The organism is Neobacillus sp. Soil_C_43 (assembly GCF_057656715.1).
In genome coordinates this window covers 178,905-180,577 of the sequence record NZ_JBDGJV010000010.1, presented here as the reverse complement: position 1 = coordinate 180,577, position 1,673 = coordinate 178,905, and the positions used below count along the sequence as shown (strand labels likewise).

Below are 1,673 nucleotides of genomic sequence, written 5' to 3'. Positions count from 1 at the left end.
TCTTTTCGAATGTAAATTTGGTCATAAAAACACCCCGTAAATATTAGTTTGGTGTCTAACATTTACGGGGCAGATCATTTTAGGGTGCTTTTTCTGTTAATAATATAGGGCTTTCTCTTTTTTATAATAATTTCCACGATTTCTTCTACTAAAGTGGGGAAACTAAACGTAAATATATTAAAGAGGGTGGACATATGTCATTGAAACAACAAAAGGTAGATGTTACCGATCGGGTAGTAGGGAAAATTAAAAATGGTGAGATTGAACTGTTTTTAGAATCATCCTCTATCGGAAAAATTAAACTACCTGAAAATATGCAGTATGACCTAGAGCATCACTTTGAGGCTGACCAACAAAAGATATATCAGCATGTTACGGTTACCGATCAACCTGATGCAAAATATACCGATTGTGATGAAGGTGGATGGTGTTAACTCCAACGTTGTAGCCGTCGTGAGTATGAGCAAATACCTATTTTTAAGATGACAATAATGATATAGTTAACATACTAAGAAGAAGACACACGTAATCAAAATTTTAGAATATGTTAACATAAACAACTTCTATTACAGGTGATGGATATGAATGATTCGTATGTTGACAAAGTTCTTATTGTCGAAGGAAAGTCAGATAAAAATAAGGTAAAAAGTATTGTAAAGGAACCGGTTGAAATCATTTGTACGAATGGAACCATCAGTGTTTCGAAGCTCGATGAATTAATCGAGTTTCTTGAGGATAAGGATGTCTATATTCTTGTTGATGCAGATAAAGCAGGTGAAAAGCTTCGTAAGCAATTTAAGCGGGAATTTCCACATGCTGAGCATATATATATTGATCGGATGTATCGCGAGGTCGCAACGGCACCAGTACAGCATTTGGCGACTGTGCTTTTAGGAGCGAACATCGATGTGCATACTGAGTTTTTAGAAATGGGATAACGAAAAATGAACGAATGGAACCAAACTGATTTTGTTGATTTTCTTGAAAAGAATTCAACAGGACTAATCTATTTTTATACACCACTTTGTGGTACGTGCCAGCTCGCTTCAAAGATGTTGCAGGTGGTCGAAGAGTTGGTAGATACGCCAATGGGAAAAATGAACTTAAATTTCTATCCACAATTGGCGAAGGATTTAGCGATTGAAAGTGTACCTTGTCTGTTAATCGTGAGAGACGGCAAGGTAGTAGAAATGCTGTATGCATTTCATTCGGTACCGTATTTGTTGGATAAGATTAAGACTTATTTTTAGTGGAGCAGATGCCTGAGGTGTCTGCTTTTTACTTTGGTTGGATTTGTGAAACATGCACAAACCCAGTAAGAGCCTTTATAACGGGCGAGCATGGGCACTATGGTAATAGTAAAATGCCTGTAGCATTAGAAAAAGAGTGAGTAAGGGAATTGTGAAGAACTCACAAGTCTCGTGGCGCTTGAAAAAGAGCGAACATGGGAACAGTGGTAAGCGAAGAGTGCCTATAGCACATGAAAAAGAGCAGAATGGGAACTGTGGTAGGCCCACAGTGCCCGTAGCACCAGAAGAAGAGTGAGAATGGGAACTGTGGTAGGCGAAGAGTGCCTATAGCACATGAAAAAGAGCAGAATGGGAACTGTGGTAGGCCCACAGTGCCCGTAGCACTAGAAGAAGAGTGAGAATGGGAACTGTGGTAGGCCCACA

The 1,673-nt window shown here is 39.0% G+C and carries 3 protein-coding genes; all 3 read left to right on the top strand.

Annotated elements, in window-relative coordinates; all coding sequences use genetic code 11:
* Positions 1–194 precede the first annotated feature (194 nt).
* The 3 genes from AC3A54_RS15050 (at position 195) to AC3A54_RS15040 (ending at position 1,250) form a co-directional block, all read left to right on the top strand.
* Positions 195–434 carry a YusG family protein gene (locus tag AC3A54_RS15050; protein ID WP_308082619.1) on the top strand — a complete coding sequence of 80 codons (240 nt, stop codon included), beginning with the start codon at positions 195–197 and terminating at the stop codon, positions 432–434.
* A 147-nt stretch (positions 435–581) separates the two neighbouring features.
* A complete protein-coding gene (locus tag AC3A54_RS15045) occupies positions 582–938 on the top strand; it encodes a toprim domain-containing protein (RefSeq protein ID WP_335532779.1) in 357 nt (118 codons plus the stop codon).
* A gap of 6 nt (positions 939–944) precedes the next feature.
* Positions 945–1,250: a thioredoxin family protein gene (locus AC3A54_RS15040; RefSeq protein WP_487655049.1), complete on the top strand. Its 306-nt coding sequence runs from the start codon at positions 945–947 to the stop codon at positions 1,248–1,250.
* Positions 1,251–1,673 lie beyond the last annotated feature (423 nt).